Origin of the sequence: Micromonospora sp. DT31, from assembly GCF_049841795.1 — a bacterium.
Classification (GTDB): Bacteria; Actinomycetota; Actinomycetes; order Mycobacteriales; family Micromonosporaceae; genus Micromonospora.
In genome coordinates this window covers 466597-491556 of sequence record NZ_JBNCKZ010000002.1, presented here as the reverse complement: position 1 = coordinate 491556, position 24960 = coordinate 466597, and the positions used below count along the sequence as shown (strand labels likewise).

The following is a 24960-nucleotide window of genomic DNA, read 5'->3' as shown; positions in this document are numbered from 1 at the left end:
GTCACGGATGAGGAGGCCGCGGTGTTCGAGAACCTGAACTGGTGGGAGATCGGCGCCCTGCTGCTCCTCGCCCTGTTGATCTTCGGGGACCGGCTCCCCAACGTGATCAACGACGGCCTTCGGATGGTCCGCAACCTGCGCAACATGGCGCGGAACGCGACCGGCGACCTGAGCCGCGAGCTGGGCACCGACATCCAGCTGGAGGACCTGCACCCCAAGGCGTTCATCCGTAAGCACCTGCTCAGCGAGGAGGACGAGCAGGCGCTCCGCAAGCCGCTGCAGAGCATGTACGACAACCTGCGCTCGGACGTCACAGGCGTGCACGACGAGCTGAAGGACGTCGCCAAGGCCGCCGATCTGCGTACCCCCGCGTCCCGCCCCGCCGTGGCCACCCCCGCCGCCCCGACCGCGCCGTCCCCGCGCCCGTCCTACGACGACGCCACCTGACGCCCGCCGCGGGTCTCCGGGATCTCGCCGTCGATGCTGACTGAATCTGACGGCACGGCACGCCGTTTCCGGCGGCCGTCAACCTCATGATCGACCCTGGAACAGGGACCGCCCCCGCCCGCGGGGCGGGCAGGGGCGGTGGGGGTCAGCGGCCGGCGGGCTTCAGGCCGAGGGGCTTGCCGAGCAGGGACTCGCGGCGCACGGCGAGGCGGTCGGCGACCTGGAACAGCGCCTTCGCGGCCGGGGCGTCCGGGTCGGTCAGCACGATCGGCTGACCGGCGTCGCCGCCCTCGCGGACCCGGGTGTCGAGCGGGATCTGCCCCAGCACCGGCACCTGCGCGCCGATGGTGCGGGTCAACGACTCGGCCACCGCCGCGCCGCCGCCGGCCCCGAAGACCTCCATCCGGGAGCCGTCCGGCATCTCCAGCCAGGACATGTTCTCGATCACACCGACCACCCGCTGGTGGGTCTGCAGGGCGATGGCGCCGGCCCGCTCGGCCACCTCGGAGGCGGCCGCCTGCGGCGTGGTGACCACCAGGATCTCCGCGTTCGGCAGCAACTGGGCCACCGAGATCGCGATGTCCCCGGTGCCCGGCGGCAGGTCGAGCAGGAGGACGTCCAGGTCACCCCAGTAGACGTCGGCGAGGAACTGTTGCAGCGCCCGGTGCAGCATCGGGCCGCGCCACACCACCGCCGCGTTGCCGGGGGTGAACATGCCGATCGAGATCACCTTCACGCCGTGCGACTGCGGCGGCATGATCATGTCTTCGACGCGGGTCGGCGCGCCGTCCGCGCCGAGCATCCGGGGCACCGAGTGGCCGTAGATGTCGGCGTCGACCACACCGACGGACATGCCCCGGGCGGCCAGCGCGGCGGCCAGGTTGACCGTGACGCTGGACTTGCCGACGCCGCCCTTGCCGCTGGCGACCGCGTAGACGCGGGTCCGGGAGCCGGGCTGGGCGAACGGGATCACCGGCTCGGCGGTGCCGCCGCCGCGCAGCTTCGACTGCAACTCCTGGCGCTGCTCCGGGCTCATCACCCCGAAGATGATCTCGACTCGGCTCACCCCGGGCACCGCGCCGACGGCGGCGGTGATGTCGTTGCGCAGCTTGTCCTTCAGCGGGCAGCCGGCCACGGTGAGCAGCAGCTCCACCCGGACCACGCCGTCGTCGTCGCGCTCGGCGGAGCGGACCATGCCGAGTTCGGTGATCGGCCGGCGGATCTCCGGGTCGTTGACGGTGGCCAGGGCGGCCTGGATCGCGTCGGAGACGGTGCTGACGGGTGCTGACATGCCCGCAATGCTACGTCGCGGGTGATCGGCCACCGCCGTTGGCGGGGGCGGTGTGAGCGAATCGATGAGGTGGATCGCCGACGGTCACCTGTCGTGGTGGCCGTCGCGGGCGTAGTCCCCGTCGAGGTCGTCCCGCGGCTCGTCCAGCGGCTCACCGCGGGCCGGGTGCCGCGTAGCGCGCTCCTGGTGCCGCCGCTCGCGTCTGCGCCGCCGCTCGGCCGCCTCGTCCAGCTCCTCGCCCAGCCGGGTCAGTTCCGACCGGAGGAAGTCCCGGGTCGCCACCTCACCCATCGCGATCCGCAGCGCCGCGATCTCCCGGGCCAGGTATTCCGTGTCGGCCTTCTGCATGGTCGCCCGGCGCCGGTCCTCCTCCATCCCGATCCGGTCGCGGTCGGCCTGTCGGTTCTGCGCGAGCAGGATCAGCGGCGCCGCGTACGACGCCTGCAGGGAGAGGATCAGGGTCAGGAACGTGAACGTGTACGGGTCGAAGCGCATGGTCACCGGGGCGAGCGTGTTCCACAGGAACCAGGCGATCAGGAGCAGGGTCATGTAGACGAGGAATGCCGCCGTGCCCATGCCCCGGGCGATGCCCTCGGCCCAGCGGCCGAACGTCTCCGCGTCGATCTTGGGTAGGCGCAGTCCTCGGGGGGCGCGCGGCTGGTCCAGCCGGTCGCCGCGTCGCTGGTCACTCATCGTCGCCGTCCAGGGTCCCGTCGTCGGTGGCGGGCGGGGAGGCGGCGTCCCGGTCCCGCCAGTCCCGCGGCAGGGAATGATCAAGCACGTCGTCCACGGTCACCGCGCCGACAAGTCGGTTGTTCCGGTCCACCACCGGCATGCTGACCATGTCGTACGTGGCCATCCGGCGGGTGATCTCCGGCAGCGGGGTCGACGTGTGCAGCGGGTCGATGTCGTTGACCACGATGCCGCCGAGCAGGTCGGCCGGCGGTTCGCGGAGCAGCCGCTGGAAGTGGGCCATGCCCAGGTAGCGGCCGGTCGGCGTGGTCAGCGGCGCCCGGGCCACGAAGACCTGGGCGGCCACCGCGGGGGAGATCTGCTCCTCCCGGATGCGGGCCAGCGCCTCGGCCACCGTGGCGTCCGGTGGCAGGATCACCGGCTCCGAGGTCATCACGCTGCCGGCGGTTCCGGAGGCGTAGCGCAACAACTGGCGTACCGGGTCGGCCTCGTCCGGCTCCATCAGGTCGAGCAGCACGTCCTGCTCGGGCGGGGGCAACTCGTTGAGCAGGTCGGCGGCGTCGTCCGGCTCCATCTCCTCCAGCACGTCGGCGGCCCGCTGCCGGTCCAACGCGGCCAGGATCTCCACCTGGTCGCGCTCGGGCAGCTCGCTGAGCACGTCGGCCAGGCGTTCGTCGTCGAGCGCCGCGGCCATCTCGTTGCGTCGAGTGTCCGGCAGGTCCTGCAACGCGTTGGCCAGGTCGGCCGGGCGCATGTCCTCCAGCACGGCGAGCAGGTTCGCGGTCCCCCGGTTGTCGCCGACGACGCCGAGCCCGCGGACCCGGTCCCAGTCCACCTGGTGCAGGTGACCGCGGCGGGTGAGCCGGCCGGTCTGCTCGCGGACGGCGACCCGGGACAGCGACCACTCGCCGCTGCGGCTGGACTCCATGGCCACGTCCACCACCGAGCCGGACTGGCCGGTGTCGAGCTGGACCCGGCGGTCGAGCAGCTCCTGGAGCACCAGCAACTCGTTCGGCCGTTTCTCGAAGCGGCGCAGGTTGAGGGTGCCGCTTCCGAGGACGACGGCGTCCGGGTCGATGGAGGTGATCCGGTTGATGGACAGGAAGATGCGCCGGCGCATCGGCATCTCGGCGACCAGCCCCACGACCTCCGGCGGTCGCTGGGTCGGACGCATCCGGGCCACCGCGTCGCGGACCCGGCCGACCTGGTCGCCGTTCGGGTCGAAGACGGCGACTCCGGCGAGTCGAGCGATGTAGACCCGGTTCGACGTGCTCACGGGCACCAGCCTAAGGGCCTAGTCTCTAACAACATGTCGACCTTGGGCTACGAGATCGTGGACGTCTTCACGGACCGCCCGTTCGCCGGCAACCCGCTGGCCGTGGTGTTCGGCGCCGAAGGGCTCGCCACCGAGCAGATGCAGGCGCTCGCGCGGGAGTTCAACCTGTCCGAGACGGTCTTCGTGCTGCCGCCCACGCAGGTGGGGGCGACCTACCGGGCCCGGATCTTCACCCCGGTCGAGGAACTGCCGTTCGCCGGGCACCCGAGTGTCGGCGCCGCGGTGACGGCGAGCGGTCGTGGCGTCTTCGGCGTGGGCCGGGTCACCCAGGAGTGTGGCGTCGGGGTGCTGCCGATCGAGGTGAGCGCCACCGGCGCGACGCTCACCGGGGGCTCGCCGACGCTCGGGCCGGAACTGGATCCGGAGCCGCTGCTGGCGATGGTCGGCCTGACCGCGCCCGACCACGCCGGTCCGCCGCCGCGGGTCGCCGGCTGTGGTCTGGAGTTCCCATTCCTTCCGGTACGCCCGGACGCGGTGGCCCGGGCACGGTTGAACACGGCGGCGGCGCAGCGGTACGGCGTGGAGCACGTCAGCCTCTTCTCCTGGGAGCCCGACTCGCAAACCGCACACGCCCGGGTCTTCGTGCCGGGGCACGGTGTGCCGGAGGACCCGGCGACCGGGTCGGCCGCCCTCGGGCTGGGTGTCTGGTTGGTCGCCAGCGGCCTGCTGCCCGGCGAGGGATGCGCGGCGTACACGGTCCGGCAGGGCATCGAGATCAGCCGCCCCTCGACGCTGGCCTGCACGGTGACCGCCGGCGGTGGCCTGGCCGTCGGCGCGACCGTGTCCGGCCAGGTGATGCCGGTGGCCCGGGGCGAGATCGCCGTGCCGCCCTTCATCGGCTGACCCGCCCCGCCGCCCAACCCGGGCGGTGTGGTGGGCAGCCGGGCGCGATGGGGGAGGATGGCGGGGTGAGCGACGAGGTGGACGAACGGGTGACCCCGCCACTCGTGGACGAGGCGGTGAAGAAGGCCGCGGTCTGCTGGGTGCGCATCGGCGACGGCCCGGCGTACGCGCTGTGGTGCCTGCCGCTGGACGGCGCGCTGCTGGTGGTGACCGGCCCCGGCGAGCAGGCCGCGCCCGGGCTGGCCGACAGCGACACGGCCGAGGTGACGCTGCGCGGCGACCACGGCGGGCGGATCGTCACCTGGTCGGCGCGGGTGACCCGGTTGCGTCCGGGCACCGAGGAGTGGGACACCGTCGCGCCGCTGGTCGCGACGAAGCGGCTGAACGCCTCCGGCACCGCGGCCGATCTGGTGGCGCGCTGGGCGGCCGAGGGGTGCGTGCTCAGCCGGCTCGCCCCGGCGGGCGCAACGGTCACCGGCGCCGACCTGCCCGCCGACTCGTTGGCCGAGCAGCCCCGGCCGTCCCCGGCGGTCCGGGCCGTCCGCAGGCCGTTCCGGCTGCACCGGGTACGCCGCCGCTGATCCGGCTCACCATCGGGCTCAGCCGGCGCCGCCGGCTCACCATCGGGCTCAGCCGGCGCGGGTGATCGTGTGAGGATTGCTTCCCGTGCCGACCGCCGCGTACCGCCCGCCCCCCGACACGTTGACGCTCGGCGCGCTCGCCCTCGCCGTCGCCGCCGTGTCGTCCTCGGCGCCGCTGGTGGCGTTCGCCGCCGCCCCGGCACTGGCGATCGCGCTCTGGCGCAACGTGCTGTCGGTCGCGGTGCTCGGCCCGGTCGCGGTGACCCGTCGGCGGGCCGAACTGCGTGCGCTCACCGTCGGGTCGGGCCGGCGGGAAGGGCTGTACTGCGTACTGTCTGGGGTGGCCCTGGCCGCCCACTTCGCCACCTGGATGCCGAGCGCGCAGCTCACCTCGGTCGCGGCGGCGACCGCGCTGGGCGCGACGCAGCCGGTGTGGCAGGGGCTGATCGCCCGCGGACAGGGGCGGCGGCTGCCGGGGGTGATGTGGGCCGGCATCGCGGTGGCGGTGCTCGGCGCGGCGCTGGCCACCGGCGCCGACGTCGCGGTCTCCGGGCGCGCGTTCGCCGGTGACCTGCTGGCCGTGGTCGGCGGCATGTTCGCGGCCGTCTACACCGCGTTCGGCGAGCGGGCCCGGGCCAGCATCAGCACCACCACCTACACCACCGTCTGCTACGGCGTCTGCGCGGTGATCCTGCTGGCGGTCTGCCTGCTCGGCGGGGTGCGCCTGCACGGCTACGACGGCGGGACCTGGCTGGCCATCCTCGGCCTGGTGGCCGGGGCCCAACTGCTCGGTCACTCGATGTTCAACTACGCCCTGCACCGGATTTCCGCGACCACGGTCAGCGTGCTGATCCTGCTGGAGGCGCCCGGCGCGGCCCTGATCGGCTGGGTGTGGCTCGGTCAACTGCCCCGGCCACTGGCGCTGCCCGGCCTGGCACTGCTGCTTGTCGGTGTCGCCGTGGTGGTCCTCGGCGGCGCGCGGGCCGGTCGCCGCACCGCGCCGGCCGCCACGCCCGCCGACCCGACCCCGCTCGGTGACTGAGCCTCGGGTGGGCGCGCCCGGTCGGGCCGGCTGATCCGGTCGACCGAAGTCCCACCGTTCCGGCCACCGGGCGGTCCGGGTTGCGCGAAAGTGCTGAGGGTGGAGGCGGACGGGGACGACGCGGCGCCGCCCGGCGCCGCCGTCACACCCTCGGCCGAGTTCCCAACGCTCGGCGACGCGGACCGGGCGGCCCTCGGCCGCATCGGCGACCACTGGCGCGCCCCCCGCCACCCGGGGGACCTGCCGGTCGACCCGACGCTCGGGCGGCGCGACAACCAGCCGCGGCCCACCCAGCTCGGCCGGCTGGCGCCGATCGACATGTTCACCGTCGCCGAGGCGGACGAACTGGTCGCCGGTGGGGCGGCGGCCCAGCCGGACAGCCGGGCCGGCCGGGCGGTCGCCCGGGCCCGGCGGGCGCTTGTCGGCCCGCCCCTGACCAGCAGCTCCGTGGCCGACGAGCGGATGCGCAAGTTGGTCGCCCTGCCGGTGCTCTCCTCGGACCTGCTCAGTTCCGTGGCGTACGGGCCGGAGGCGATGCTCGCGGTGCTCGTGCTGGCCGGCAGTGCCGCGCTCGGCCTGGCGCTGCCCCTGGCCGCCCTGCTGGCGGTGCTGATGGTCGCGGTCGGGGTGTCCTACCGGCAGACCATCCCGGCCTACCCGCACGGCGCCGGCTCCTACATCGTCGCCGGGGACAACCTGGGGCGTACGGCGGGACTGGCCGCCGCGGCCGGACTGATCCTCGACTACGTGCTGACCGTGTCGGTGTCGGTGGCCGCCGGCGTGCACGCGGTCACCTCGGCGCTGCCCGCGCTCACCCGGTGGGCGGTACCGCTCGGCGTGCTGGTGATCGTCGTGCTGCTCGCCGGCAACCTGCGCGGCGTACGCGCCGCCGGAAACCTCTTCGTGCTGCCCACGTACGCGTTCCTGGTGGCGCTGTCCGTGGTGCTCGCGGTCGGTTACGCGAAGGCCGCGGCGCGGGGTTTCGCGCCGGTGCCGCCGCCGGCGGTGCCGGCCGCCGAAGGGCTGGGTCTGTTGCTCGTGCTGCGCGCGTTCTCCTCCGGCGCGGTGTCGATGACCGGCATCGAGGCGGTGTCCAACGCGGTGCCCGCGTTCCGTCCGACCGAGTGGCGCAACGCCCGGACCACGCTCGGCTGGATGGTCGCCATGCTCGTCACGCTCTTCGCCGGTCTGGTCGGGCTGATCCACCTCGACGGCCTGGCTCCCCGGGCGGACCAGACGTTGCTGTCGCAGCTCGGCCGGGTGACCTTCCCCACCGGGCCGGGGTACGCGATCCTGCAGGCCACCACCGCGCTGATCCTGCTGCTGGCCGCGAACACCGCGTTCAACGGCTTCCCCCGCCTGTTGTTCTTCATGGCCCGCGACGGCCACGCGCCGCGTCGCTTCCTGCACATGGGCGACCGGCTGGCGTTCAGCAACGGGCTGGTCGCGCTCGCGGTCGTCGCCGCGGTGGTCCTCGTCGCCTTCGGCGGGCACACCGAGAGCCTGATCCCGCTGTACGCGGTAGGCGTGTTCCTCGCGTTCACGCTGTCCCAGAGCGGGATGGTGGCGCACTGGTGGCGGCGGCGGGGAGGTGGTTGGCGTCGCCGGCTCGCGGTCAACGCGGTCGGTGCGACGCTGTCCGGGCTGGTGCTGGTGACCGCGGCGGTCGCCAAGTTCACCGAGGGGGCCTGGGTGGTGGTGCTCGCGGTGCCGCTGCTGGTGCTGCTGTTCCGCCGGATCCACCGGCACTACGCCACGCTTGCCCGCGCGCTCGCGCTGCACCCGCCGCCGCCCGCACCGCCCGTCGAGGGCGAGGAACTGCCCCAGCAGGTACGTCACCTGGTGGTGGTGCCGGTGGCCCGGCTGAACCGGGCCTCGCTGCGTGCCCTGGCGTACGCGACGTCACTCGGGCAGCCGACGCTGGCCGTGCACATCGCCCCGGAGGAGGCGGAGGCGGACCGGTTCCGGGACCAGTGGCGGGCGTGGGGCGACCACCTGCGACTGGAGACGATCGTGTCGCCGTACCGCGCGGTGATCGGGCCGCTCGCGCACTACCTGGCGGCGTTGCGCGCCGCGAGCCCGGACCTGACGCTCACCGTGATCGTGCCGGAGGTGGTGTTGCGCCGACGCCGGTACCGGCTGCTGCACAGCCGCGCCGAGCAGCGGCTGCGGGCCGCGTTGCGGGCCCTGCCCGGCGTCGTGGTCACAAGCGTCCCGGTGCACGTGCCACGGTGACGTTCACAGGTAGCCGGCGAAGTGGTCGGCGACGAGCGCGGCGGTCGCCTCGGCGTCCAGGCCGCCGTCCACCTCGATCACGCGTATCCCCAGTGCCCGCGCGGCGGTGACCGCGTCGGCGGCGACCAGTTCGTCGCGCGCGATGCGATTGCGCCAGGCCCGCTCCGGGTCGCTCACCCCGCGATGCCGGGCCGTCGCCCGAGGCAGGCGTGCCAGCTGGTACGCGCGGAACTGCGGCGTCGGCACCAGCACCACCATCTGCCGGGTCGACTCGACGACCGGGGCGACGAGTTCGGGACGCAGCCCCCAGCCTTCGGCGATCACCCGACGGCCGCTGACCAGGGCGCTCAGGTCGTCCAGCACCCATTCGAAGCGGCGCGCGAACCCGGCGAGGGTCTCGGCCGCCATCCCGCCCGGGTCGGTCCTGACCCAGGTCGCCTCCGCATCGGGGCCCTCGGGTGGGTCACCCCGGCGGACCCGGTCGGCGATCCGCCGGTCGTCGTGTCCGCGTGCGTCGTGGCGGTCGTAGAGATAGGCGGTCAGCTCGTACCGCAGCGCCAACGTGACCGCGAGCGTGGTCTTGCCGGCCCACTGCGCGCCGCCGATCCAGAGGGCCCGGCGGGCGGTTGCCAGGGCATCGAAGTCCATGCCCCGACCCTGCGCCCCGCCACCTCCAAGATCAAGTCTTGTTCTTCGTAGCCCCTCGTGATGAAGTGAGGGAGGAGGGACGCATCACACGTCGTGGACCTCCAGCACCCGGGTGGTGGGGGCGGTGTCGCCCAGCCCGGTCCGCAGCGCGGCCCGCTCCGGGTCGGCCAGGAACGCGTCGAGCCCGGCGCGGGCGGCGAAGCGGATGACGTGCACCTCGGTCTCGCCGTCCCCGGTGCGCAGCCGCCGTTCCAGCCGCCCGCCGTGCCGGTCGAGCAGCGCCAGCACGGCATCCTCGTAGCGCCGCCCGGCCGGCGCGTCGGCGCTCAGATCGACAAGCGCGACCAGCAGAACCTCGTTACCCGTCGTCATGGTGACGAGTATCCAGGCCCGGACCGACGACTCAGGCGTCCAGCCCGACCGCCTTCGCGCTCGCCGTCCAGAGGTGGGCGGCGAGCCCCGGGTGGGCCGCCTTGGGGCGGGGCCGGTGCGGCTTGCGGTCGGCGTAGTAACCACCGTTCGTCAGCCGGGACGGGTCCTGGCAGGCGAGCCAGACAAGCGTCTCGGCGCCCTTCTCCGGGCTGCGGAACGGCAGCAGCCGCATGCCGAGGGCCACGATGCGGCTCTCGTTGCCGAACCGGGTGCGCACCACACCCGGGTGGAACGCGTGCGCGGGCATCTCCGGCCAGCGCCGGGCCGCCTCGGCGGTGAACAGGATGTTCGCCTGTTTGCTGGTGCCGTACGCCTGGAACGGCCGATAGCGGCGCAGCGTCGCGTTGAGATCGTCCGGGTCCAGCACGCCGCTGCGGTGGGCGTCGGAGCCGGTGACCACCATCCGGCCGACCCGGTCCCGCAGCAGGTTGCTGAGCAGGAACGGGGACAGGTGGTTGGCCTGCATGCTCAGCTCGAAGCCGTCGACCGTGGTGATCGGTTCGAGCACGATCGCGCCGGCGTTGTTGGCCAGCACGTCGATCCGGTCGTAGCGTTCGCGCAGCCGTTCGGCGAGCCCGCGTACGTCGTCGAGCACCGCGAAGTCGGCCCGGAACAACTCCGGCTGTTCGCCGCAGGTCTCCCGGACCCGCTCGCCGGCGGCGCGCAGGCGGGCCGGGTCGCGGCCGACCAGCACCACCTGGTCGCCGCGGCGCGCCAACTCCTCGGCAGCGGCCAGGCCGATGCCGGAGCTCGCCCCGGTCAGCACCACGATCCGACGCTCAGTGAGATCTTCCACAGGTCCATTCACCCCGGTCACGGCACGAGGTTACCGTGGCGTCACCACGCCCTTGGGATCGTTAAGTTCTCGACATTCACCGCTGCGCCGGCACCCGCGCCGGACGCATGGAAGGAGCGCATCCATGACCGCTGTCGGTCGCCCCCGTCGGTCCTGCCTGGCGGTGCCCGGCTCCAGCGTCAAGATGCTCGGCAAGGCCCAGGGCCTCCCGGCGGACCAGGTCTTCCTCGACCTGGAGGACGCGGTCGCCCCGCTGGCCAAGCCGGACGCGCGCAAGAACATCGTGGCCACCCTCAACGAGGGGGACTGGACCGGCAAGACCCGGGTGGTCCGGGTGAACGACCTGACCACGCCGTGGACCTACCGGGACGTCATCGAGGTGGTCGAGGGCGCCGGGGCGAACCTGGACTGCATCATGCTGCCGAAGGTGCAGAACGCCGAGCAGGTGCACTGGCTGGACCTGCTGCTCACCCAGATCGAGAAGACGCTCGGCCTGGAGGTGGGCCGGATCGGCATCGAGGCGCAGATCGAGAACGCGGCCGGCCTGGTGAACGTGGACGCCATCGCGGGCGCGTCACCCCGGGTGGAGACGATCATCTTCGGCCCGGCCGACTTCATGGCCTCGATCAACATGAAGTCGTTGGTGGTCGGCGCGCTGATCCCGGACTACCCGGGCGACCCCTACCACTACATCCTGATGCGCATCCTGATGGCCGCCCGGATGCACGACAAGCAGGCCATCGACGGCCCGTTCCTGCAGATCCGCGACGTCGACGGGTTCCGCGACGTGGCGAAGCGCTCGGCGGCGCTGGGCTTCGACGGCAAGTGGGTGCTGCACCCGGGTCAGATCGACGCGGCCAACGAGGTCTACTCGCCGGCGCAGGCTGACTACGACCACGCCGAGTTGATCCTCGACGCGTACGACTACTACACCTCGGAGGCGGGCGGGAAGCTCGGCGCGGTGATGCTCGGCGACGAGATGATCGACGAGGCGTCCCGCAAGATGGCGCTGGTGATCGCCGCGAAGGGACGGGCCGCCGGCATGTCGCGTACGTCCTCGTTCACCCCGCCGCAGCGGTGACCGCCGCACGCTGACGGCACCGGGTCGCCCCTGGACAGGGGCGGCCCGGTCGCGTCAGTAGGTGCTGCTGTCGCCGGAGTTGAGCGCGATGATGATGACCACGGCGTAGAGGATGATCCCGGCGACCATCAGGGCGGTCAGGATCCAGCCCACGACGATGGCGGCCGTCGTCATCCCCTCACCCTGCTCGCCGCTCTCCCGAATCTGCTTGCGGGCGACGTGGCCCATGATCGCGCCGATCGGCGCGGTGATGCAGGAGACGATCCCCATCAGCGACAGCACCAGCGCCACGATGGCGAGGGTGTTGGTGCGGTTCGCCGGCGGCGCGTAGCCCGGATAGCCCGAGTAGCCGGCCGGGCCCGGGTATCCGCCGGGGGCCGGGTATCCGCCCGGAGCCGGGTAGCCCGACGTCGCGTACGGGTCGCCGTCCGGCGAGGCGTACGGCGACTTCAGCCCCGCGCCCGTGTCGACCGGCTGATAGGGGTCGGCCGGCCGGTAGGGGTCGACCGGCCCCGGCTGGGCCGGCACGGGAGGGCTGCTCATCGGTGTCGTGGGGTCCGCCGGCGGGAGTCCGGCCACGGAGGGGTCCTGCCAGCCACCGGATGGTGGGGGATAGGTCATCTGATCATCTCCAGGTACGTGTTCCGGTCAGGGTAGCCATCCGTGGGCAAGAAGGGGGGTCCCGTACCGGGTGCCGCGTTGCCCGGGAGGTCCACAACCGGCAGGATCCTCGGCATGGCACTTGACGCGCGTGGGAGTCGGTCGCGACGGGACACCAGCCGGCCGGGGGCGGTGCGCCGCCCGCGCGGCGTCGACCCGACCGGCGACGCCGACCAGGAACGTGCGGCCGCGCTGCCGGAGCCGGCCACCATGCGGCTGGACGGCCGGGTCGCGTTGGTCACCGGCGCGGGCAGCGCCGACGGCATCGGGTACGCGACCGCGCGCCGGCTGTCCGACCTGGGCGCCCGGGTGGCGATCGTGTCGACCACCCGGCGGATCCACGACCGGGCGGGGGAGCTGGGAGTCACCGGATTCGTCGCGGACCTCACCGACGAGTCCGAGGTCGGTGCGCTCGCGGACGCGGTGTCCGAGCAACTCGGCGACGTCGAGGTGCTTGTCAACAATGCCGGCCTGGCGAGCCGGGCCAGCCCGGAGGTGCTGCGGCCGGTGGCGCAGCTGACCTACGACGAGTGGCGTGGCGAGATCGACCGCAACCTGAACACCGCGTTCCTGTGCAGCCGCGCGTTCATCGGCGGCATGGCCGAGCGGGGTTGGGGGCGGATCGTCAACCTGGCCGCCACGGCCGGGCCGGTCAACGCGCTGCCCACCGAGGCCGGTTACGCGGCGGCCAAGGCCGGTGTGGTCGGGCTGACCCGGGCGCTGGCCATGGAGATGATCGCCGACGGGGTGACGGTGAACGCGGTGGCGCCGGGCATCATCCACACCGCGGCCTCCACCCTGGCCGAGATCAAGCAGGGGCTGGGCACCCCCGTCGGGCGACCCGGCATGCCGGACGAGGTGGCCGCGGCGATCGCGTTCCTCTGCTCGCCGGCCGCCTCGTACATCACCGGGCAGATGCTTGTGGTCGACGGTGGCAACAGCGTGCGGGAGTCGCAGTTCCGTCAGTAGGTGCCGTTGTCCGAGTTCGCCCAGATGGACAGCCCGATCCAGCCGCAGCAGACGAGCAGGCCCAGCGCGGTGAAGACGTAGCTGAGCACCAGCCCCCAGGTGGCGAGCTGGGTACCCTCCTCGCCGGTCTGCCGGATCTGCCGCTTCGCCAGGTGGCCGCAGACGATGCCGGCGGGCGAGAAGACGAACGCGAACACCAGCGACAGGACGGCGAGCACGTTGGTGCCGCCTCGGGGCTGGGGACCCCCACCGGGCGGGCCGTACTGGCCGTAGGGCGGCTGCGGGGCGTACGGGGGCTGCTGGCCCCACTGTGGCTGTGGCTGTCCGTACGGCTGGCCGTAGGGTGGCGGCTCGTACGGCGACGGTGGTTGCTCGTCGGTCACGTCGGGCCTCCCGTTCCAGGTCAACGGCCCTTTCTCTTGCGGACGCTACCCGCAGCGGTGAACCTTTTCACAGCGGTTGTGTGGACCGGTCACCTTGGCGGGGCCGGCCCGGGGGCCGATACTGACCGAACGTTCAGTTACCCATGAGTAATGCGCCGACCCCGGAGGCTGAGATGGCTCGACTCGCCCAGACGCCCGGCCTGACCGACGTGCAGCGGTCGATCCTGGAAACCGTCCGGGAGTTCGCCGACAAGGAGATCATCCCGCACGCCCAGCGGCTGGAACACGCCGACGAGTACCCGACCCACATCCTCGACGGCATGCGCGAGATGGGGCTGTTCGGCCTCACCATCGACGAGGAGTTCGGCGGTCTCGGGGAGTCGCTGCTGACCTACGCGCTGGTGGTCGAGGAACTGTCCCGGGGCTGGATGTCGATCTCCGGCATCGTCAACACGCACTTCATCGTGGCGTACCTGATCTCCCAGCACGGCTCGGCCGACCAGAAGGCCCGCCTGCTGCCCCGGATGGCCACCGGCGAGGTGCGCGGCGCGTTCTCGATGTCGGAACCGGAGTGCGGCTCGGACGTCTCGGCGATCAAGTCGAAGGCGGTCCGCGACGGCGACAACTACGTGCTCAACGGCCAGAAGATGTGGCTGACCAACGGCGCGTACTCGTCGGTGGTGGCGACCCTGGTCAAGACCGACACCGGGGCCGACTCGGTCTACGGCAACATGAGCACCTTCCTGCTGGAGAAGGAGCCCGGCTTCGGCGAGACCGCGCCCGGCCTCACCATCCCCGGCAAGATCGACAAGATGGGTTACAAGGGCGTCGAGACCACCGAGATGGTGCTCGACGGCGTCACCGTGCCCGCCTCCGCCGTACTCGGCGGCGAGGAGAAGGTCGGCCGTGGCTTCTACCAGATGATGGACGGCATCGAGGTCGGCCGGGTCAACGTGGCCGCCCGCGCATGCGGCATCTCGATCCGCGCGTTCGAACTGGCCGTCGCCTACGCCCAGCAGCGTCACACCTTCGGTCAGCCGCTGGCCCGGCACCAGGCCATCGCGTTCAAGCTCGCCGAGATGGGCACCAAGATCGAGGCCGCGCACGCGCTCATGGTCAACGCCGCCCGGCTCAAGGACGCCGGCCAGCGCAACGACGTCGAGGCCGGCATGGCCAAGCTGCTCGCGTCCGAGTACTGCGCCGAGGTGGTCCAGGAGGCGTTCCGCATCCACGGCGGCTACGGCTACTCCAAGGAGTACGAGATCGAGCGCCTGATGCGCGAGGCGCCGTTCCTGCTGATCGGCGAGGGCACCTCGGAGATCCAGAAGACGATCATCTCCCGCGGCCTGCTCAAGGAGTACAAGCAGTAGGCGGGGACGGTCAGGCGCGCCGGGTCAGGCCGGCGGCGGCCCGCTCGACGATGAGGCACCGGTCCTCGACGTAGTCGATGCCGGCCTCCTCGGCGATCCGGCGCGCCTCGTCCGAGAAGATCCCGAGTTGCAACCACACCGCCGGGGCGCCGATCGCCACCGCCTGCCGCACCACGTCGACCGCGTCGGCCGCCGGGCGGAACACGTCGACCAGGTCGACCGGGTGTGGGATGTCGGCGAGCGTCGGGTATGCCTTCTCACCGAACAACTCGTCCACGGTCGGGTTGACCGGGATGATCCGCCAGCCGTGGCGCTGCATCTCCAGCGGCACCCGGTGGGCGGCCTTGCCCGGGTCGCGGGAGGCGCCCACGACGGCGATCACGGCGGAGTCGGCGAGGATCTGCTGGGCGGAGCGCATCGGCCGACTCTAGCGCCGCCGCTCAGTCCTCGCCGGTGAGCACGCCACGCAGCCGGGCATACTCCTCCCGGGTGCCGATCGCCGCCCGGTGTTCGGGGTGGGTCAGATAGTGCCGGATCGCCCCGACGATCACCCCGGGCGCGGCGTCCACCTCGCGTACCGCCACGGTCGTGCTGCCACGCCCCACGCCGCGACCGGCGCGGACCAGATCCGGTCGGGCGACGGGCAGTGAGATCGTCCGGTTGCCTGACCGCCAGCCGACCGGCCGTTGCGGGTCGAGGGCCGCCCAGGGGACGAACCACCGCTGTTCATGGCGGCCATGGGTGATCCCCTCCGAGGTCAGCGCGACCACCGGCACGCGGAACCAGCCGAGGGCGGTGAAGACGACCGCGAACGCGAGGAAGAACGCGGCGAGTCCCCAGTCCCAGCCGTTCCTCCCCGAGCCGGCGACGGTGACGATCGCGCGGTAGAGCACGAAGCCCGTCAGGATCGTCAGGAAGTTGACCGTCGCCCGTGGCGGGGCGAAGAAGGCCCGCTCGTGCTCGTCCACCCGCAGTTCGGCCGTGCTGGGCCGGCGGCGGAGGTCCCGCACCGCCGCCACCAGGAGGACGGCGAGCGGCACCAGGGTGACCAGCACCAGTGGCCCACCGGCCTCCTCCGCGCGCATGTCGACCACGGCGGCCAACCACCCGACGACGATCGCGACCGCCACCCCGATCCGCTGCCGATCCAGCGTTGCGCCGAGGGTCTCCCGCATGGCGGGCACGTTAGTCGATGCGCGCTACAGGAGCGAAAGTTGCTCGCTCGCCGGCGGGGCCGGGTGAGCGGCCGGCCGATGGTTGTCCCCCGCCTCGCCCCGGTGCAGCCCGTGTCGGCGCGCCGCCATCCGCACCCGCGCGGTGACCTCCCGCTGGTAGGCCTGCGGCGCGTACGCCCCGGCCTGGTAGAGCTGCCGGTAGCGGGGCACCAGGTGCGGGAACTCACGGCCCAGCCAGCGGGCATACCACTCCCGTGCGCCGGGCCGCAGGTGCAGCGGCAGCGGGGTGACGCTGGCCGCGCCGGAGGCGGCGATGGCCGCGACTGTGGCGTCGATCGACTCCTCGTCGTCGCTCAACCCGGGCAGGACCGGCGCCATCAGCACCCCCACCTCGAAGCCTGCGTCGGTGAGCCGGCGCACCGCGTCGAGGCGGCGGTGCGGGCTCGGCGTACCCGGTTCGGCCGTCCGCCAGAGCGCCTCGTCGACGAACCCCACCGAGTACGACAGGGCGACCCGGGTCACCTCGGCGGCCTGGCGGAGCAGCGGCAGGTCACGCAGCAACAGCGTGCCCTTGGTCAGGATGGAGAACGGGTTGGCGAAGTCGCGCAGTGCCTCGATGATCGGCGGCATCAGCCGGTAGCGCCCCTCGGCCCGCTGGTAGCAGTCCACGTTGGTGCCCATGGCGACGGGCTGGCCGCGCCAGCGCGGTGCGGCCAACTCCCGGCGTACCAGCTCGCCGGCATTGACCTTGACGACCACCTGGCGGTCGAAGTCGGCCCCCGCATCCAGGTCGAGGTAGGTGTGGGTGTTGCGGGCGAAGCAGTTGTGGCTGACCACGCCGTTGGCGATGAAGTCGCCGGTGCCGGTGGTGATGTCCCACAGCGGCAGTTCCAGGCCCAGATCCTCGATGCCTGTCACCTGGAGTCGAGCGCCGCACTTGAGCGCCATGCCCTCGATCGAGCGCCGGTCGGTGACGGCCGGGTCGGTGAGGTGGAAGAAGCGCAGACGCTCCGGCAGCCCGCCGGTCAGCCGGAGCTGCCGTGCCGGGCCGCCGGTGGCCGGGACGTCGAGCGCCCACCGGAAGTCGAAGCGGTCCAGGGCGGCCGACGCGCGGGCCCGGCCCTCGTCGTCCTGGACACTGATCCGGAACACGCCTCGATGGCAGGTGCCGGCGGCGTCGAACAACCCGGCGAGGTAGCCGAGCCGCCAGTCGTCCGTCGGCTCGTCCGGCAGCCGGGTCAACCCGACGACGGTCTCGGCGAGATCGTCCGGTGCGGCGGCGCTCTCCGCCCGTGTCGACCGGCCGGCGACGCCGACCGGCAGCGACCGGCCTCGGGCGGGGGACGATGTGGTCGCGCACAACGCGATCGGCGTCGACCGGCGCCCGGTCCGGCCGCCCGGCATCCGCTCGACGCCGACACCGGCGTCGGCCAGGAAGCGTTCGGCCCGGTCCAGGGACTGCGTCTCGGTGGTGGCCAGCCGGAACCGGACACCGGGTTGGTCGTCGGCGCGCTGGTCGCGGCGCCGGCCCGTGGCGTCCCGCCCGGCGGCGTCGTCGCGGACCACGGCGTGGAGGTAGCCCCGGCGGTAGTCGGCCGAGCGCTTCGGGGCGACCGCGAACCGCCCGGTGCCCAGCAGCCGGTTACGGGTGGTCAGGTGGGGACGCCGGCCACCGCCGCGCATGCCGCCGGTGACGTGCTTCCACCCGCGCTCGGTCAGGAGCCGGTGATCCGCGCTGGCGACCAGCGTGGTGCCGTCGGCCAGGGTGACCCGGTAGGCCCGCTTCACCGTGGACCACTTGTCGAGCACAGTGGTGACCACGTAGTGCCGGTAGGCACCGCGCCGGCGGGTGCCGTAGATCCGGTCGCCCGGCGCCAGCTCGCTGATCGGCCTGGTCCGGCCGTCCGCCATCAGGATCGGCGTGTCGCCGCCCAGGCAGTACACACACGCGTGGGAACAACCGCGGTAGGGGTTGACGGTCCACTCGAACGGCACCCGGGACTGGCCGGGCACCCGGTTGATGATCGACTTGGCCTGCACCTCGTAGAACGTCATGCCGGCGAAGTCGGGAGTGTCGAACGTGCGGGCGACGGCGCCGGGCAGCGCCAGCGGCAGGGGTGGAGCCGCCGGCGCCGCCCGATCGGGAGTCCCCTCGTCCGGGGGAGCGGAGAGGTTGTCCCAGCGCATGGGAGTTATTCGAACATGCGTACGAAAGAAGCGCAAGTGACGCGCCGGACACCGGTGACCACCGCACCCATCGGCGGGGCAGGATGAGGGCATGGATACGTCCACCTTCGTCTACGACGGCGACTGCGCCTTCTGCACCAGCTGCGCGCGGTTCGTCGAACGTCGTGTCCCCACCGGCGCCCGGGTGGTCCCGTGGCAGTTCGCCGACCTGGCGGCGCTGGGGCTGACCGAGGCCGAGTGCGAGGAGGCGGTCCAGTGGGTGGACGCCGACGGCTCCCGCGCCGCCGGACCGGACGCCGTCGCCCGCCTGCTGGGCGACAGCGGGCCGCTCTGGCGGCTCACGGGGGCCGGGCTGCGGCTGGCGCCGGTGCGCGCGGCCGCGTGGCCGGCGTACCGCTGGGTGGCCCGTAACCGGCACCGGATGCCCGGCGGCACGGCCGCGTGCGCGCTGCCCCAGGAGGCCCGGGATCGGCTGTACGGCTCGCCCGGTCGCACCGATCCGACCGCCTGACCCGTCCGCCGTCCCCGCGCCCTCGTCGCTCCCCGCGCCCGGCACCCGGTAGCGGCGACGTCAGGCGATCAGGCGTCGGCCGTCGGGGCGACCCTGGCGACCGGCCCGGCCGTGGCGGTCGATGCGCCCGGCTCTGGCGCCGCAGTGGCCGTCGCCACGGTGGACGCCACCGACGGCAGGGCTGGTGACGGGGAGGCGGGTGCCGGGGACGTCGGCGCCACCGCCCGGGACCGGCCGACCAGCCGCCGGACCAGCACCACCGGGCGGACCTTCTCCAGCGCCAGGAAGCTCGTCATCGCCACCAGGTGCGGTGCGAACGAGATGGTGATGGTCGCGATGGTCACCAGGTGGAACGAGTAGAAGAAGCCGACGGTGGCCGTACGCCAGCGCGCGGGCAGCACGAACACCAGCGGACTGAGCAACTCGAACGCCAGGATGCCGAACTGCGCCACGATCAGCAGGTGGGGCACCTGGGCGATCAGGTCGGCGAGGTCGGTCCCGCGTCGGATGATCGCCCGGGCCAGCACGGAGCCGGTCGCCCAGTCCAGGCCGCCGAAGCGGAACTTGGCCCAGGCGGCGAGGAAGTAGGTGCAGATGACCGCGATCTGGGTGACCCGCAGCGCCCAACCGCCCGCCTCGGTGCGGGTCGGGTCCCCGTGCCGGGCCCGCCCGGCGGTGGGCAGCACGGCCAGCGCGACCAGGAGCCCGAAGCGGTCGTGGTCGACCTTGCCGTAGCTCATCGCCACGACCATCCACTCGAAGTAGAGCGCGAAGACCGTCCAGCCCAGCAGGCGGGGCGCCCGGCCGGTCGCGGCGAGCAGCGCGGCGACCAGCAGCACCCAGAACACCGCCCCGACCAGGGCGGGGGTGGGGGTGGGCAGCGGCAGCAGCCGGCCGGCGAGCAGCGGCTGGTAGAGGTCGCCGGGCACGTCCACCCGGGTGCGCACCCAGGGCGTGACGACGACCAGGTCGGCGGCGACGAAGAGGTAGACGAGGGTGCGGAAGGCGGCGATCCGCCCGCGCGGGACCGCCTCGGTCAGCCAGCGCGTCATCCGGTGGTCTCCCAGCGGACGGCGGTCTCGTCGGTCCACTCCCCGGTCGGGCGTCCGCCCTCGATGCCGAACCAGCGGACCACGATGCGGATCTCCACGAGTGCCGGGGCGCCGGGGTGACGCTCGGCGTACGCCTCGGCCACGGTCCGCAGCAGGCTCGGGTCGGCGGCGTACCGGTGCTGCTGGCCCTCGATCTCGGCGCGGCGGATGCCGGTGGCGTCCTGGCCGAGCGGCACCACCGCGCCGGTGCGGTCGACGCCCTCGACGCGCGTGTCGGGGGCGGGCGCGTCCGGCGGGTCGGAGGTGGAGTACATCCGGAACGGCCCGAACGGGAAGTCGTCGTCGGTGCCGCGCGCGGTGCCCAGGAGAAGCAGCGCCAGGCCGAGCAGCGTGGCGCCCACTCGGACCGCGCGCCCGCGGGCGGTCAAGGTCTCCATCGTGTGGCGACGATAGCGGAGTGAAGCGGCCGAAAGTGTCCCTCAGTCGGCCATATCTGGCTGGCCGTCCCGGTGGTCGGCAGGCACGTCGACGCCGCCGGCCGGGACCCGTGCGGGCCCCGGCCGGCGGCGTCGGGAAGGGTGGGGTGACTCAGTGCTTGTGGCCGGCGAGCTTCTGGCGGACGTCGTCCATGTCCAGGGCCTCGACCTGCTCGATCAGGTTCTCGAGCGCCGACTCGGGAAGCGCGCCCGGCTGGGCGAAGACGATGACGCCGTCGCGGATCGCCATGATGGTCGGGATGGAGCTGATGTTGAACTTCGCGGCCAGTTCCTGCTGCGCCTCGGTGTCGACCTTGCCGAAGACGATCTCCGGGTGCGTCTGCGAGGACCGCTCGTAGACCGGGGCGAAGCGCTTGCACGGGCCGCACCAGTCCGCCCAGAAGTCCAGCAGGACGATGCCGTCGCGCCCGGTCACCTCGTCAAAGTTGGCCGTGGTCAGCTCAACCGTTGCCATTGCTCTCTCCGATCACCGCGGATTGTCGTACGTCCGGTGGAACCAGGATCAGTCCATCCGAATTCCCGGGCCGATGCGGACGAAACGCTGCGCGGCGGGACCGTGACCGTGAGCACATCGAAGTATGTCGGTGGGCAGGGGCGGTGCGGATCGCACATGCATGTCGCATTTGCGTGACGGGATGTGATGGGAGCGTTTCCAAGGAGATCGCGATCCAGTTGTCGCGTGAGTCAACTAATTCCGCCCTGACAAGCGGCTATCCGGCCTGCGGAGATCGCCTAGGAAGCTCACTCCAGTGACAGAGGGTAGTGTTACGAAAAGATAAATGTGACCTCGGTCTCTGTTCGTGAGGCGTTGTCGTACGGCAGAATTCCTCACATCAGAGCGTGGGCGGCGGGTGCCGGGGAGGGCCCCGCCGCTCATTGCGTCCGCCCCCGGGTGTGACGTCGGTGTGACATTTCCGCCGCGTGACCGCCCCGGCCCCGGCCTTAACAAGCGGTAAGGCATGCTGTGCCGAACTCCATCGCCGCCCGTCGGAGGGGACAAGATGCAGTTCGGCCGCTACTACGAGGAGTTCGAGGTCGGCGCGGTCTACCGGCACTGGCCGGGCAAGACGGTCACCGAGTACGACGACCACCTCTTCTGCCTGCTCACCATGAACCACCACCCGCTGCACATGGACGCGCACTACGCCGAGTCCGCCTCGCAGTTCAAGCGCAACGTGGTGGTCGGCAACTACATCTACTCGCTGCTGCTCGGCATGTCGGTGCCGGACGTCAGCGGCAAGGCGATCGCCAACCTGGAGGTCGAGTCACTGCGGCACGTCGCCCCGACGTTCCACGGCGACACCATCTACGGCGAGACGACGGTGCTGGACAAGCGGGAGTCGTCCTCCAAGCCCGACCGCGGGGTGGTGGCCGTCGAGACGCGGGGCTACAACCAGGACGGCACGCTGGTCTGCGTGTTCCGCCGCAAGGTCATGGTCCCGAAGAAGGAGTACGCGGCCGCGGCCGTGCCGGACGGCGTCGACCCGGAGCGTCCGAGCTTCCCCGAGCCGCGCTGACCCGCGCGTGCGCCCGGCCGGGCCCCGTGCCCGTTCCGCGGGGACGGGGCCCGGATCCCGTCCGGGGGCCTATGCTCGGGCTGGAGGTTCCCATGAGCCACTCCGTCGCCGGAGAGCCGCCCTCTGCCGGTCGCCGTGCCGCACCGCTGACCACCGCCGCCTACTCCGCGCCCGAGTGGGACCTGCTGATCGACCTGCCCGGTCGGGTCCTCGTCGCCGCCGCCTCCGCCGGCCCCGGACGTCCACCGCGCGGCGTCACCGCCGGCCTGGCCGGCTTGGACGCGGTGGCCGCCGGGCGGGTCTTCGACAGCGATCTGGTCCGGGCCGTCGTCGCCGCCATCTACGCCCGGCACGACGGGGTCGCCGAACGGGACGAGCGCCTCACCGACCTGGTCGACTTGCTGGCCGCCTGCCGGGCGGCGGTACGGGTGCTGGGCCGCCGCGCCGACCCGGCCGACTCGGCGGCGTACCGGCAGTGGGTGGAGTCGGTCGCCGCCCGGGTGTGCCGGGCCGGCGCGGTCACGCCGAGCCCCGCCGACCGACGCTTCCTCGAACGGCTGGGCGGCGCGCTCGACCTGCGCTGACGGGGCTGCCGGCCGGGCCGTACCCTCTGCAGACCGTGACCGACGACCAGCTCGACGTGGGTGTGGGGCCGTGGCCCGGCGACCCGCCGGACGACCCGCGTTACGACCCCGAGCTGCTTGCCGCCGGCGACCGGCGCAACGTGGTGGACCGTTACCGCTACTGGCGGCGGGAGGCGGTGGTGGCCGACCTGGACCGGCGTCGGCACGACTTCCACGTGGCGATCGAGAACTGGCAGCACGACTTCAACATCGGCACGGTGGTCCGCAACGCGAACGCCTTCCTGGCCGCGCAGGTGCACATCGTCGGGCGGCGCCGCTGGAACCGCCGGGGCGCCATGGTGACGGACCGCTACCAGCACGTCCGGCACCATCCGACGATCGAGGAGTTCGTCGCGTGGGCGGCCGGCGAGCGGCTGCCGGTGTTCGGGATCGACAACCTGCCCGGTTCCCTGCCGCTGGAGACCGGCGTCCTGCCGCGCCGCTGCGTGCTGCTGTTCGGCCAGGAGGGGCCAGGGCTGTCCCCGGTGGCCCGCGCGGCGTGCGACGCGCTCTTCTCGATCGCCCAGTACGGCTCGACCCGGTCCATCAACGCCGGTGTGGCCAGCGGCATCGCCATGCACGCCTGGATCCGCGCGCACGCCGGTCCGCCCCCGGGCTGAGCTCGTCCCGGGGGATGGAATTCCCGTGTTTGTTTCGCCCGGGTTGCTTGACGCCCCGCCGGTCGGCCGCGACGGTGAAGGCGTGACTGTCGCGGTGAGTTGCCCCAGATGCGCGGGGTCGGTGCGCGAGCCGGACCTGATGCACGGCGAACACCGGTGCCCGCGATGCGGGCCGGTGGCGCCCCTGCACGTGCCGGAGCACATCGGTGCCGAGATCATGGCGAGCGTGGTGGAGCGGGTGGCCGCCGACGCCGGCGCCCCGGGTCGCCCCGCGATGCCACTGTGGTGTCCGTGGCCGCTCCCACCCGGGTGGACGCTCACCGGCGTGGCCTGGGCGGGCGACGACAGGTCCGGCGTCCGGGCCACGCTCGTGGCGTGCGCCGGCCCGGCCCCGCTCGACGGTGGACCCGCCGACCTGATCTTTGTGGCCGAGGACCCCGGCGTCGGCCTCGGTTCCCGCTTCGCGGGACTGCCCGGCCCCGATCCCGGCCCTCAGGTCGAGGAGGCGCTCGCCGATCCCGGCCCTGGTCATCCCGAGCGGGTGCCGCACGCGAAGATCCGGGTGGGGGGTCATCCGACTCCACTGTGGCTCGTGCGGTCCGAAACGGATCGAAGCGCGTACGCCGGCGAGGCTCGGGGAATGTGGCTCCATGCGATAGCCTGGCCGGCGAGTGCGGGTCACCTCCTCGCGGAGGAGGTCGTGTTGCACGACCTCACCGAGTGGACACCACCCGAACTCGTGTACGGCGCACCATCTCCGTACCTGCACGGGCGGGCCTGACCGGGCCGCGTCGACAGGCACAGAGGGCGGACGCAGATATTCACGGTTAGAAACCATGCTGATACTCTGGGTGCCGCTGCGGTAAACGGACCCGGCTCCGCGAGAGGATGGCCCGCTATGGTCAAGAAGGTCCTCACCTGGGCCGGTATAGCATTCTTGATCTTCTTCGTCGCCTACCGACCCAACTCCGCCGCCGACGTCTTCAAGTCTCTCGGTGGCGGCATCATGGACATCGCTCAGGGGTTCGGCGACTTCTTCACCAGCCTGGTCGCCTAACCGCCCATGGGTAACCCAGCCGGTCCCCCCTTCGACCCGGACGACCCGGACCGGGCTCGCCGGGAGCACGACACCGAGCCGATCCCACGCATCGATCCAGATGACGGCGCGGGCGCCGGCTACGGCCCCGGTCCCGACGACGGGGCGTTCAACGGCACCGGCTACCCGGGCGAGGGTCGTGCCTGGACGCGCGCCCCCGAGGGCTACCCGGAGCAGTCGATCTCCGAGGAGGAGCTGGCCGGGCTGCGGGCCGACGCCAGCGGCATGACCCCGCGCCGGGTCCTGCCGTTGGAGGACGAGCCCAGTTCGATGGTCGCGCGCTATCTCTTCCCCACCGAGCGCTACCGGGGCGAGTGGAAGCGCCACTGGATCCACCTCACCACGCCGATCATCGTCGGCGTGGTGGCCACGTTCGTGCTCGGCTACCTCTCCGGATTCCTGGCCGGGCAGGACGTCGGCGCGCTGACCACGGTCGCGGTGCTGCTCTGGTTCGGCGTGATGGGCTGGGTAACCTGGCGGGTCGCCGACTGGTGGTACGACCGGTTCATCCTGACCAACAAGCGGGTGATGGTGGTCAACGGCATCATCACGCGGCAGGTCGCGATGATGCCGCTCACCCGGGTCACCGACATGAAGTACGAACAGAGCCCGAGCGGCCGGGCGTTCAACTACGGCACGTTCGTCCTGGAGTCGGCCGGTCAGGAACAGGCGCTCCGCGTGATCAAGAACCTTCCCAACCCGAACGAGCTCTACCTGCGCGTGGTCGAGGAGATGTACGAGCCGCAGGCCGTCGAGGCGCGGTTGGGCAAGGAGGCCGACGAGGCCAAGGCCGACGACGGCGCCTGAAAGTTTTCGTCCGAACATCGGATGAACCGCACACCTTTTGCCGTCGCCCCGGCGGGCCCGACCGTGAC

General features: G+C 72.5%; 29 protein-coding genes. 15 read left to right on the top strand and 14 right to left on the bottom strand.

Annotation, left to right across the window (positions count from 1 at the left end; translation table 11 throughout):
• Positions 1–21 precede the first annotated feature (21 nt).
• Positions 22–447, top strand: coding sequence for a preprotein translocase subunit TatB (locus ACLQ2X_RS06225; RefSeq protein ID WP_425679958.1), 426 nt, complete (start codon positions 22–24; stop codon positions 445–447).
• 145 nt (positions 448–592) lie between these two features.
• Here the strand turns inward: ACLQ2X_RS06225 and ACLQ2X_RS06220 are convergent, their stop codons facing one another.
• The 3 genes from ACLQ2X_RS06220 to ACLQ2X_RS06210 form a co-directional block, all read right to left on the bottom strand.
• Positions 593–1738, bottom strand: a complete 1146-nt coding sequence (locus ACLQ2X_RS06220) for an Mrp/NBP35 family ATP-binding protein (protein WP_425679957.1) — start codon at positions 1736–1738, stop codon at positions 593–595.
• A gap of 84 nt (positions 1739–1822) precedes the next feature.
• A complete protein-coding gene (locus ACLQ2X_RS06215; RefSeq protein WP_425679956.1) occupies positions 1823–2431 on the bottom strand; it encodes a DUF1003 domain-containing protein in 609 nt (202 codons plus the stop codon).
• A complete protein-coding gene (locus ACLQ2X_RS06210) occupies positions 2424–3707 on the bottom strand; it encodes a magnesium transporter MgtE N-terminal domain-containing protein (RefSeq protein WP_425679955.1) in 1284 nt (427 codons plus the stop codon). Before ACLQ2X_RS06210 ends, ACLQ2X_RS06215 begins: the two co-directional genes overlap by 8 nt.
• Before the next feature lie 33 nt (positions 3708–3740).
• On the opposite strand from ACLQ2X_RS06210, the gene ACLQ2X_RS06205 reads away from it, so the two are divergent.
• The 4 genes from ACLQ2X_RS06205 (at position 3741) to ACLQ2X_RS06190 (ending at position 8468) form a co-directional block, all read left to right on the top strand.
• Entirely contained in the window at positions 3741–4610 is an 870-nt protein-coding gene (locus ACLQ2X_RS06205) for a PhzF family phenazine biosynthesis protein (RefSeq protein ID WP_425679954.1), read from the top strand.
• 47 nt (positions 4611–4657) lie between these two features.
• Positions 4658–5191, top strand: a complete 534-nt coding sequence (locus tag ACLQ2X_RS06200; protein ID WP_425679953.1) for a hypothetical protein — start codon at positions 4658–4660, stop codon at positions 5189–5191.
• A gap of 85 nt (positions 5192–5276) precedes the next feature.
• Positions 5277–6233, top strand: a complete 957-nt coding sequence (locus ACLQ2X_RS06195; RefSeq protein WP_425679952.1) for a DMT family transporter — start codon at positions 5277–5279, stop codon at positions 6231–6233.
• 99 nt (positions 6234–6332) lie between these two features.
• Positions 6333–8468 (top strand): APC family permease, encoded by a 2136-nt coding sequence (locus tag ACLQ2X_RS06190; RefSeq protein WP_425679951.1) that lies wholly within the window; start codon positions 6333–6335, stop codon positions 8466–8468.
• A 3-nt stretch (positions 8469–8471) separates the two neighbouring features.
• On the opposite strand, the gene ACLQ2X_RS06185 is transcribed toward ACLQ2X_RS06190, so the two are convergent.
• The 3 genes from ACLQ2X_RS06185 to ACLQ2X_RS06175 form a co-directional block, all read right to left on the bottom strand.
• A complete protein-coding gene (locus ACLQ2X_RS06185) occupies positions 8472–9116 on the bottom strand; it encodes a hypothetical protein (RefSeq protein WP_425679950.1) in 645 nt (214 codons plus the stop codon).
• 84 nt (positions 9117–9200) lie between these two features.
• The gene (locus tag ACLQ2X_RS06180) at positions 9201–9488 is read right to left on the bottom strand and encodes a hypothetical protein (protein WP_425679949.1); all 288 of its coding nucleotides are present in this window, start codon (positions 9486–9488) and stop codon (positions 9201–9203) included.
• 31 nt (positions 9489–9519) lie between these two features.
• Complete coding sequence (locus ACLQ2X_RS06175) at positions 9520–10344, bottom strand: SDR family NAD(P)-dependent oxidoreductase (RefSeq protein WP_425679948.1); 825 nt, start codon at positions 10342–10344, stop codon at positions 9520–9522.
• A 124-nt stretch (positions 10345–10468) separates the two neighbouring features.
• Between ACLQ2X_RS06175 and ACLQ2X_RS06170 the strand changes: the two genes are divergently transcribed.
• Positions 10469–11425, top strand: a complete 957-nt coding sequence (locus ACLQ2X_RS06170; protein ID WP_425679947.1) for an HpcH/HpaI aldolase/citrate lyase family protein — start codon at positions 10469–10471, stop codon at positions 11423–11425.
• Between the two features lie 54 nt (positions 11426–11479).
• On the opposite strand, the gene ACLQ2X_RS06165 is transcribed toward ACLQ2X_RS06170, so the two are convergent.
• Entirely contained in the window at positions 11480–12046 is a 567-nt protein-coding gene (locus ACLQ2X_RS06165) for a DUF4190 domain-containing protein (RefSeq protein WP_425679946.1), read from the bottom strand.
• Between the two features lie 114 nt (positions 12047–12160).
• Here ACLQ2X_RS06165 and ACLQ2X_RS06160 point away from each other — a divergent pair, with 114 nt between their 5' ends.
• Positions 12161–13054: an SDR family NAD(P)-dependent oxidoreductase gene (locus ACLQ2X_RS06160; RefSeq protein ID WP_425679945.1), complete on the top strand. Its 894-nt coding sequence runs from the start codon at positions 12161–12163 to the stop codon at positions 13052–13054.
• Here the strand turns inward: ACLQ2X_RS06160 and ACLQ2X_RS06155 are convergent.
• Positions 13048–13437, bottom strand: a complete 390-nt coding sequence (locus ACLQ2X_RS06155) for a DUF4190 domain-containing protein (protein WP_425679944.1) — start codon at positions 13435–13437, stop codon at positions 13048–13050. The two genes, ACLQ2X_RS06160 and ACLQ2X_RS06155, sit on opposite strands and share 7 nt — an antisense overlap.
• A 173-nt stretch (positions 13438–13610) precedes the next feature.
• Here ACLQ2X_RS06155 and ACLQ2X_RS06150 point away from each other — a divergent pair, with 173 nt between their 5' ends.
• Positions 13611–14807 (top strand): acyl-CoA dehydrogenase family protein, encoded by a 1197-nt coding sequence (locus ACLQ2X_RS06150; RefSeq protein WP_425679943.1) that lies wholly within the window; start codon positions 13611–13613, stop codon positions 14805–14807.
• A gap of 10 nt (positions 14808–14817) precedes the next feature.
• Here the strand turns inward: ACLQ2X_RS06150 and ACLQ2X_RS06145 are convergent, their stop codons facing one another.
• From ACLQ2X_RS06145 to ACLQ2X_RS06135, 3 genes are read right to left on the bottom strand one after another with little or no spacing between them, the layout of a single operon-like run.
• Complete coding sequence (locus ACLQ2X_RS06145) at positions 14818–15225, bottom strand: CoA-binding protein (protein ID WP_425679942.1); 408 nt, start codon at positions 15223–15225, stop codon at positions 14818–14820.
• A gap of 22 nt (positions 15226–15247) precedes the next feature.
• Positions 15248–15982: a hypothetical protein gene (locus tag ACLQ2X_RS06140; RefSeq protein WP_425679941.1), complete on the bottom strand. Its 735-nt coding sequence runs from the start codon at positions 15980–15982 to the stop codon at positions 15248–15250.
• 24 nt (positions 15983–16006) lie between these two features.
• On the bottom strand, positions 16007–18169 hold the full coding sequence (locus ACLQ2X_RS06135) for an intein-containing Rv2578c family radical SAM protein (RefSeq protein WP_425679940.1): 2163 nt from the start codon (positions 18167–18169) through the stop codon (positions 16007–16009).
• A 91-nt stretch (positions 18170–18260) separates the two neighbouring features.
• Here ACLQ2X_RS06135 and ACLQ2X_RS06130 point away from each other — a divergent pair, with 91 nt between their 5' ends.
• Positions 18261–18680, top strand: coding sequence for a thiol-disulfide oxidoreductase DCC family protein (locus ACLQ2X_RS06130; RefSeq protein WP_425679939.1), 420 nt, complete (start codon positions 18261–18263; stop codon positions 18678–18680).
• Positions 18681–18748: 68 nt separating this feature from the next.
• Here ACLQ2X_RS06130 and ACLQ2X_RS06125 read toward each other — a convergent pair whose 3' ends face one another.
• From ACLQ2X_RS06125 to trxA, 3 genes are all read right to left on the bottom strand, one after another.
• Complete coding sequence (locus tag ACLQ2X_RS06125; protein ID WP_425679938.1) at positions 18749–19732, bottom strand: MFS transporter permease; 984 nt, start codon at positions 19730–19732, stop codon at positions 18749–18751.
• Positions 19729–20169 carry a hypothetical protein gene (locus ACLQ2X_RS06120; RefSeq protein WP_425679937.1) on the bottom strand — a complete coding sequence of 147 codons (441 nt, stop codon included), beginning with the start codon at positions 20167–20169 and terminating at the stop codon, positions 19729–19731. The genes ACLQ2X_RS06125 and ACLQ2X_RS06120 overlap by 4 nt, the downstream gene beginning before the upstream one ends.
• Positions 20170–20320: 151 nt before the next feature.
• The gene (trxA, locus tag ACLQ2X_RS06115) at positions 20321–20683 is read right to left on the bottom strand and encodes a thioredoxin (RefSeq protein WP_425679936.1); all 363 of its coding nucleotides are present in this window, start codon (positions 20681–20683) and stop codon (positions 20321–20323) included.
• 547 nt (positions 20684–21230) lie between these two features.
• Here trxA and ACLQ2X_RS06110 point away from each other — a divergent pair.
• The 6 genes from ACLQ2X_RS06110 to ACLQ2X_RS06085 all read left to right on the top strand — a co-directional run bounded on the left by ACLQ2X_RS06110 (position 21231) and on the right by ACLQ2X_RS06085 (position 24892).
• Positions 21231–21746 (top strand): MaoC family dehydratase, encoded by a 516-nt coding sequence (locus ACLQ2X_RS06110; RefSeq protein WP_425679935.1) that lies wholly within the window; start codon positions 21231–21233, stop codon positions 21744–21746.
• 92 nt (positions 21747–21838) lie between these two features.
• Complete coding sequence (locus ACLQ2X_RS06105; protein ID WP_425679934.1) at positions 21839–22330, top strand: hypothetical protein; 492 nt, start codon at positions 21839–21841, stop codon at positions 22328–22330.
• A gap of 35 nt (positions 22331–22365) precedes the next feature.
• Positions 22366–22989: a TrmH family RNA methyltransferase gene (locus ACLQ2X_RS06100; RefSeq protein ID WP_425679933.1), complete on the top strand. Its 624-nt coding sequence runs from the start codon at positions 22366–22368 to the stop codon at positions 22987–22989.
• Positions 22990–23014: 25 nt separating this feature from the next.
• Positions 23015–23770 (top strand): DUF6758 family protein, encoded by a 756-nt coding sequence (locus tag ACLQ2X_RS06095; protein ID WP_425679932.1) that lies wholly within the window; start codon positions 23015–23017, stop codon positions 23768–23770.
• 117 nt (positions 23771–23887) lie between these two features.
• A complete protein-coding gene (locus ACLQ2X_RS06090; protein ID WP_007455302.1) occupies positions 23888–24046 on the top strand; it encodes a hypothetical protein in 159 nt (52 codons plus the stop codon).
• A 6-nt stretch (positions 24047–24052) separates the two neighbouring features.
• Complete coding sequence (locus ACLQ2X_RS06085) at positions 24053–24892, top strand: PH domain-containing protein (RefSeq protein ID WP_425679931.1); 840 nt, start codon at positions 24053–24055, stop codon at positions 24890–24892.
• Positions 24893–24960: the final 68 nt, after the last annotated feature.